At 64.1% G+C, this 7,112-nt stretch carries 6 protein-coding genes and 1 pseudogene; 4 read left to right on the forward strand and 3 right to left on the reverse strand.

The window, feature by feature from the left end; translation table 11 throughout:
- A pseudogene (locus tag EOA36_RS21590) lies at nucleotides 1-810 on the reverse strand (autotransporter outer membrane beta-barrel domain-containing protein); the annotation flags it as partial.
- A 227-nt stretch (nucleotides 811-1,037) separates the two neighbouring features.
- On the opposite strand from EOA36_RS21590, the gene EOA36_RS21595 reads away from it, so the two are divergent.
- The gene (locus tag EOA36_RS21595; protein WP_127279344.1) at nucleotides 1,038-2,363 is read left to right on the forward strand and encodes a tetratricopeptide repeat protein; all 1,326 of its coding nucleotides are present in this window, start codon (nucleotides 1,038-1,040) and stop codon (nucleotides 2,361-2,363) included.
- Between the two features lie 80 nt (nucleotides 2,364-2,443).
- Complete coding sequence (gene xylB, locus EOA36_RS21600) at nucleotides 2,444-3,898, forward strand: xylulokinase (protein ID WP_127279345.1); 1,455 nt, start codon at nucleotides 2,444-2,446, stop codon at nucleotides 3,896-3,898.
- Nucleotides 3,899-4,161: 263 nt separating this feature from the next.
- Here the strand turns inward: xylB and EOA36_RS21610 are convergent, their stop codons facing one another.
- Nucleotides 4,162-4,524, reverse strand: coding sequence for a nuclear transport factor 2 family protein (locus EOA36_RS21610; RefSeq protein WP_127279346.1), 363 nt, complete (start codon nucleotides 4,522-4,524; stop codon nucleotides 4,162-4,164).
- Nucleotides 4,525-4,636: 112 nt separating this feature from the next.
- Here EOA36_RS21610 and xylA point away from each other — a divergent pair, with 112 nt between their 5' ends.
- Both xylA and EOA36_RS21620 read left to right on the forward strand, forming a co-directional pair.
- Complete coding sequence (gene xylA / locus EOA36_RS21615) at nucleotides 4,637-5,962, forward strand: xylose isomerase (protein WP_127279347.1); 1,326 nt, start codon at nucleotides 4,637-4,639, stop codon at nucleotides 5,960-5,962.
- A 208-nt stretch (nucleotides 5,963-6,170) separates the two neighbouring features.
- The gene (locus tag EOA36_RS21620) at nucleotides 6,171-6,380 is read left to right on the forward strand and encodes a hypothetical protein (protein WP_127279348.1); all 210 of its coding nucleotides are present in this window, start codon (nucleotides 6,171-6,173) and stop codon (nucleotides 6,378-6,380) included.
- A gap of 56 nt (nucleotides 6,381-6,436) precedes the next feature.
- Here EOA36_RS21620 and EOA36_RS21625 read toward each other — a convergent pair.
- Nucleotides 6,437-7,112, reverse strand: a 676-nt coding sequence (locus EOA36_RS21625; protein ID WP_145969248.1) for a GlxA family transcriptional regulator, incomplete at its 5' end; no start/stop codon positions are given.

Raw genomic sequence — 7,112 nt, forward strand, 5'->3', positions numbered from 1 at the left:
GCCGCCGCCGTTCCAGACGAAATTGTCCGCGCCGAAGCTCATCAGCACATCGCCGCCCACCGTGCCGCCTGTGATCGTCACGCTGTCGTTGCCGCCGCTGACGCTGATGTTGCCGCCGATCGTGCCACCGGAGAGAATGATGGTGTCCTGATCGAAGCCGGTGACGAGGTTGCGGTCGATGATGCCGCCCGACATGTTGAAATAGTTCTTGTCGAGCTTCATGTTGACGCGGCCGATGCGGCCGCCGGTCATCACGGCACGGTCGCCATCGTCAAAGAAATCGACGATGCGGCCGCCCGTCATGGTGAAGGTGTCCAGCCCGTCGCCCTGGTTCAGCGAACCGACCTGGCCGCCGCTCATGCTGAAGTCGTCGATGCCGGCGCCCTGCTGGACATTGCCGGCGACCGTGCCGCCGCCGATGGCGAAGAAATCCGTGCCGGCGCCCTGATCGACCGCGCCGGTGATGGTGCCGGACTGCATGTCGATACGGTCCGTGCCGGCGCCGAATGTGACATTGCCGCTCACCTGGCCGGTGCCGCCAGCCGGGAAGGTCAGCGTGTTGTTGCCGCTGGTATCGTTGAGGCTGCCGCTCGAATCGCCACTATCGCAAGTGAAGGTGTCATTTCCCGGAGACGGAACCAGCACGCATGCCGCGAAGGCCGCGGAGCCAGGCAGCAACATAAGCGCTGTAGTTGCAAGTAAGCTAATAAACCCAGGATTGATTCGCCTAGGCCTTCGCCGCGTCAAAGAAATAGCCTCGCCGATGTGCTCCGAACCGCTGTTCGGAGGCTGTATTTCAAAGTGCCGCATCGCGTCCCCTCTCAGATCGCGATTTCAAGCCCCTTACCCGCGCCGCATTGAAGCCACAATTCGTCCAGTTTTACAAAGCCTAATCTGCCTCTCATGGTTGATGAACTGCAAAAATAACTGACATGGCGCAGATGTGCCCGTGAAATGGCATCGCCTTCGCCCATGCTTTAAGATGATGTTGGACCGAGGGGCATCATGCTCATCCGGATCTGACCAAGGACTCTCGCATGCCAATCAAAGACACATTCGGCTTGGCAGTTTCGGGCGCGACGGAAGCCGGATTCGCGCTCTACGGCCAGGCCGTGCGCGAATTGCAGTGTTTCATCGGCGATCCGGTCAACTCCGTCGATCGCGCCATCGCGCAGGACCCCGGTTTCGTCATGGCGCATGTCTTCAAGGGCTATCTCTTCGGCCTTGCCACCGAGCCGGAAGCTACGGCCGTGGCCAGGACCTGCCACGAGGCGGCGCTGCCGCTTGCCGCGACAACGCGCGAACGGGCGCATGTCTCAGCCCTCGGCCACCTCGCCAACGGCCGCTGGCATCAGGCTTCCGGCATCCTTCAGGACATAGCGATCGATTTCCCGCTCGATGCCGTGGCGCTCCAGGTCGGACACCAGGTCGATTTCTTCACCGGCAACGCCCGCATGCTGCGCGACCGCATCGCCCGCGCCCTGCCGTCATGGCAGGCGGACATGCGGGGTTACCACGCCATCCTCGGCATGCAGGCGTTCGGGCTCGAAGAGATGGCTGAGTACGCACAGGCCGAAAGGCTGGGTCGCACAGCGGTCGAGATTGAACCGCGCGACGGCTGGGCGCAACATGCGGTGGCGCATGTGATGGAGATGCAAAGCCGGCAAAGGGACGGAATTGCCTGGATGCGTGCCGATCCCGATGCCTGGACCAAGGAGAGCTTCCTCCAAGTGCACAATTGGTGGCACCTGGCGCTGTTCCACTACGATCTCGGCGAGACCGGCGAGGTGCTGGCGCTCTATGACGGACCGATCTACGGCGCCAGATCGACGCTGGCGCTCAACATGGTCGATGCATCGGCAATCCTGTGGCGGCTTCATCTCGGTGACGTCGATGTCGGCGACCGCTGGGCGGCGCTGGCTGCCAATTGGGTGCCCAGGGCCGCCTCCGGCAATTACGCGTTCAACGACGCCCATGCGATGATGGCCTTTGTCGGCGCCGGGCTCGACGCCCCGGCCCGGACCTTGCTCGAGGCCCAGCGCGAGGCGATGCGGGGCGATGCGGACAATGCCGCTTTCACGCGGGATGTGGGGCACCCCCTGACGCTTGCGATCAAGGCGTTCGGGGAGGGCAATTACGCCGAGACCATCCGATTGATCCGGCCCATCCGGGCGATCGCCCATCGCTTTGGCGGCAGCCACGCGCAGCGCGACGTCATCGATCTCACGCTGATCGAGGCCGCCCTGCGCGCCGGCGACGGCGCGCTCGCCAAGGTGCTGACGATGGAGCGCTCGATGGTACGCCCGGACAGTCCGCTGTCGGCGCTGTTTTCGAGACGCGCCGCCGATTTGTCAGAGAATTGACCCGGAGCGGATCTTGCCTTAAAAACTGGCTGAAGCATATTTTTCGGACTCCGAAAAAAATAAGAACGTGGGAGGAAACCATGTATCTCGGCCTCGACCTGGGGACATCGGGCGTCAAGGCGCTGCTGATCGATGCCGGACAGGGCGTCATCGGCTCCGGCCATGGCACGCTTGACGTTTCGCGGCCGCATCCCGGCTGGTCCGAGCAGGATCCGCTGCACTGGATACGCGCCTGCCAAGACGCGATCGCCGAACTGAAGGCGTCGCATCCCGGGCAGTTCGCGGCGGTTAAGGGCATCGGCCTGTCGGGCCAGATGCATGGCGCGACCTTGCTCGACGCGGCCGATCAGGTGCTGCGTCCCTGCATCCTCTGGAATGACACGCGCAGCCATGTAGAGGCGGCCGCGCTCGACGCCGATCCACGCTTCCGCGCGCTCACCGGCAACATCGTCTTTCCCGGCTTCACCGCGCCGAAGCTGGCCTGGGTGAAGAACAACGAGCCCGCTGTCTTCGCCAAGGTGGCAAAGGTGCTTTTGCCCAAGGACTTCCTGCGGCTTTGGCTGACCGGGGAACACATTTCCGAAATGTCTGATGCAGCCGGTACGTCCTGGCTCGATGTCGGCAAGCGCCGCTGGTCGGCGGACCTGCTTGCCGCGACATCGCTCGACGAGAGCCATATGCCGGCGCTGGTCGAGGGCACCGCGAAGGCTGGCGGGCTGCGCGCCGAACTCGCATCGCAATGGGGCATCGCGGCCGGCATTCCGGTGGCTGGCGGCGCCGGCGATAATGCGGCTTCCGCCTGCGGCATGGGCACGGTCGGCGCCGGCCATGCCTTTGTCTCGCTCGGCACGTCGGGCGTGCTGTTTGCCGCCAACGCATCCTATCTGCCCAACCCGGCAAGCGCGGTGCACACCTTCTGCCATGCGCTGCCCAACACCTGGCACCAGATGGGCGTCATCCTGTCGGCGACCGATTCGCTCAACTGGCTGTCGGAGATCACGGGCAAGGGCGCAGGCGAGCTGACATCGGAACTCAGGGAGACGCTGAAGGCGCCGACCGGCGTGTCCTTCCTGCCCTATCTTTCGGGCGAGCGCACGCCGCACAATGATTCCGCCATTCGCGGTTCCTTCACCGGGCTCGCGCATGAATCGGGCCGCGTCGTGCTGACACAGGCCGTGCTCGAAGGCGTCGCCTTCGCCTTCCGCGACAGCCTCGAAGCGTTGAAGACGGCCGGCACGATTTTAACGCGGGTGACGGCGATCGGCGGCGGCTCGCGCTCGCGCTATTGGCTGAAGGCCATCGCCACCGCGCTGCAGGTGCCGGTCGACATCCCCGCCGACGGCGATTTCGGCGCCGCGTTTGGGGCTGCGCGGCTTGGCCTTATCGCCGCGACAGGGGCGGATCCGCTGGCCGTGTGCACGGCGCCGAAGACAGACGCCACGATCGAACCGGATGCGGCGCTCGGCAACGCCTATGCCGATGCCTATCACCGCTACCGGGCGCTTTACCCGGCGATCAGGGCTGTAACCGCGTGAGTTGGGGCGTGTCCCACCCTCTTTATCAGGGCGCCGGCGCTGCCCCTCACCTGCCTGCCGGCATCCTCTCCCCGCATAGGGACGGGGAGAGGGGCGCTCCCGTCACCGGTTTCGCCAATCACCAGCGTAGTGACGAAGGCGCCAAGGTTGCGGCCAGCCCCCTTCTCCCCGTCACTATACGGGGAGAAGTGCCCGGCAGGGCGATGAGGGGCAGCACCGACTTTGGCGATTGGTATTCTCCACCACGTCTTGACGAGGTGACCTCACTGCGCCGGCACCTTGTCGAGGAAGCCGGTCACGCTTTTCAGGCGACCGTCCTCGATGACGCCGATGTCGGTGCCTTCGATGACGGACGGGACCCCTTCCGGCCCGAGATTCCACGAAAACCGGATCTTGTCGGCAAAGCCGTCCGGAGTCCCCTTCAGAGAGAAGCGGAAGCCGGCAAAGCGCTGCTGCACGCCGTCGATCAGCGCCGCGACGCCTTCATGGCCGTCGCCCTGCATGAGCGGATCGCGATAGCTGATGTCTTCGGTGAAAACAGCCTTGAGCAACGCTGCCCGGCGGCCGGCATCGCTCTCGTTCCAGGCGGTGATGTAGTTTTGGGCGATCGTGTTGAGGTCGGTCATGATCTGTCTCCTTCGTTTGACGGTTTTGACGTGACCGTTTTCGACCAGCACCGGCGTGAAACCAATTACGCCTGAGGTAATCAGGCAAAACTATCTTGGAGAGGAAGAGAACATGAGCAGCGGCTTTTTCGGCGACATCCAGAAGATCAAATATGAGGGACCGGATTCGACCAATCCGCTGGCCTATCGTTTCTACAATCCCGACGAAGTGGTGGCTGGCAAGCGTCTGGAAGACCATCTGCGCTTTGCCGTCGCCTACTGGCATTCCTTCGCCTGGCCGGGCGGCGACCCGTTCGGCGGCCAGACCTTCGACCGTCCCTGGTTCCCCAAGGCCGGCGGCGTCGACACGATGGAACTGGCGAAACTGAAGGCGGATGTGGCCTTCGAGATGTTCTCGCTGCTCGGCGCTCCCTATTTCTGCTTCCATGACGCCGATGTACGGCCCGAGGGCAAGGATTTCTCCGAAAGTGCGGCCCGGCTGGATGAAATCGCCGATTATTTTGCCGGAAAGATGAAGCAGACCGGCGTCAAGCTTCTCTGGGGCACGGCGAACCTGTTCTCCAACCGCCGTTTCATGTCCGGTGCCGCGACCAATCCCGATCCGGATGTGTTCGCCTATGCCGCTGCGACGGTGAAGAGCTGCATCGACGTCACCAAGCGGCTGAAGGGCGAGAACTACGTGCTGTGGGGCGGGCGCGAGGGTTACGAGACCCTGCTCAACACCGACCTTGCCCGCGAGCAGGAACAGGCCGGCCGCTTCCTGAACCTCGTCGTCGACTACAAGCACAAGATCGGCTTCAAGGGCACGATCCTGATCGAGCCGAAGCCACAGGAGCCGACAAAGCACCAATATGACTACGACGTCGCGACCGTTTACGGCTTCCTCAAGCGCTTCGGCCTGGAAAAGGAGGTCAAGCTCAACATCGAGCAGGGCCACGCCATCCTGGCCGGCCATTCCTTCGAGCACGAACTGGCCCTGGCCAATGCGCTCGGCGTCTTCGGCTCGATCGACATGAACCGCAACGACTACCAGTCGGGCTGGGATACCGACCAGTTCCCCAACAACGTGCCGGAGATGGCGCTCGCCTACTACCAGGTCGTCCAGGCCGGCGGCTTCAAGACCGGCGGCACCAATTTCGACGCCAAGCTGCGCCGCCAGTCGCTCGACCCGCAGGACCTGCTGATCGGCCACATCGGCGGCATGGATTCTTGCGCGCGCGGCCTCAAGGCGGCGGCCCGCATGGTCGAGGACAAGGCATTGTCGGGCCCGCTCGCCGAACGCTACGCCGGCTGGAACAGCGCCGAGGCCAAGGCGATGCTGTCGGGCAAGCGGACGCTGGAAGAGATCGCCGAACGCGTGGTGAAGAAGAAGATCGAGCCGCAGCCGCGTTCCGGCCGCCAGGAACTGCTCGAAAACATCGTCAACCGCTACGTCTGACGCTGCCTGGCCGTCGGCAATCCAAGCCGGCGCACTATGCGATTCGAAAGCTTGGCGCGCGGAAACATTTTGCGCGCCATGCTGAAACCGACGACAAGGTTTTGCCCCTTGCCGCCTCTCAATGACCTCGCTCTTGCCTTCAAACTGCCGTCACGAATCTCGTATAGGTATCGCTCTTGGCGGGAGAGGAAGAAGGAGGCGAACCGATATGCAGAACGAACGTGAAATCGACGCCCTGCTCTCACCTGGCGAAGCCGGATCGATCATTGACCGGCTGATGGCAATGCCGCATCCAAAACAGGGCGCACGCAGCACCAATGAATGGGACCGCGCCGTTGCCAGCCGCTTCGAGACCCATCTCGCGCGGCAGATGCGCTCGCAGATCGACGGCGGCAGCGACCGCCGGAATGCTGCCTGACTTCCCAAATCAACCCTGGCCGAATCAACTCCGGCCCGAATCAACCCCGGCCCCAATCAACCCCGGCGAAGCCTGACAGGGGCTTCGCCGAAAGCTCTTGAAAATGCCCTGGAAAAAGCCGCGGCCGACGAGAACCCCGTCCGCCCGGCAATATCCGCCATGGCGATCCGCGTGTCGACCACGAGCCGGCGCGCGGCGCCCAGCCGCAGCCTGAGATAATAGGCGCCCGGCGTCTCGCCGATCGACTTGCGAAAGATGCTTTCCAGGGTCCGCGCCGTCACCCCGGCGCGTTTGGCGACCGCCTCGACGGTCAACGGCTGATCGACATGCGATTCCATCAGCCGGATGGCCTGCGCCAGGCGCGGATCATAGCCGTCGAGCCGGCCGAGCGAGACCAGCGGCTGGGCATCGGTCGCGGCCCGGGCCTGGTCGTAGATGAAGACGCTGGCGACATCGAGCGCCACGGCCATGCCGAGGCGCGTGCGAATGAGATGCAGCATCAGGTCGAAAGTCGGCGACGCGCCGCCCGAGGTGAACACCGGCCCGTCGATGACATAGCGGTCCGGACGGACGTCGACGCCAGGGAAGGCCGAGGAAAAATCCTCCATGTCCTCCCAATGGGTGGTAGCGCTGCGCCCTTCCAGCAAGCCGGCACGCGCCACCAGCCAGGTGCCGGCCTCGACCCCGCCGCACGCGCGGGCCGCTCGCGCCGCCCTCCGCAAACCTGAAAGC

This window comes from Mesorhizobium sp. M8A.F.Ca.ET.021.01.1.1, from assembly GCF_003998025.1.
Lineage (GTDB): Bacteria > Pseudomonadota > Alphaproteobacteria > Rhizobiales > Rhizobiaceae > Mesorhizobium.

What these genes read in the sequence shown, in the direction of transcription:
- EOA36_RS21595 (WP_127279344.1), top strand. Translation starts at nt 1,038, where the DNA reads ATGCCAATCAAAGACACATTCGGCTTGGCAGTTTCGGGCGCGACGGAA.
- xylB (WP_127279345.1), top strand. Translation starts at nt 2,444, where the DNA reads ATGTATCTCGGCCTCGACCTGGGGACATCGGGCGTCAAGGCGCTGCTG.
- EOA36_RS21610 (WP_127279346.1), bottom strand. Translation starts at nt 4,524, where the DNA reads ATGACCGACCTCAACACGATCGCCCAAAACTACATCACCGCCTGGAAC.
- xylA (WP_127279347.1), top strand. Translation starts at nt 4,637, where the DNA reads ATGAGCAGCGGCTTTTTCGGCGACATCCAGAAGATCAAATATGAGGGA.
- EOA36_RS21620 (WP_127279348.1), top strand. Translation starts at nt 6,171, where the DNA reads ATGCAGAACGAACGTGAAATCGACGCCCTGCTCTCACCTGGCGAAGCC.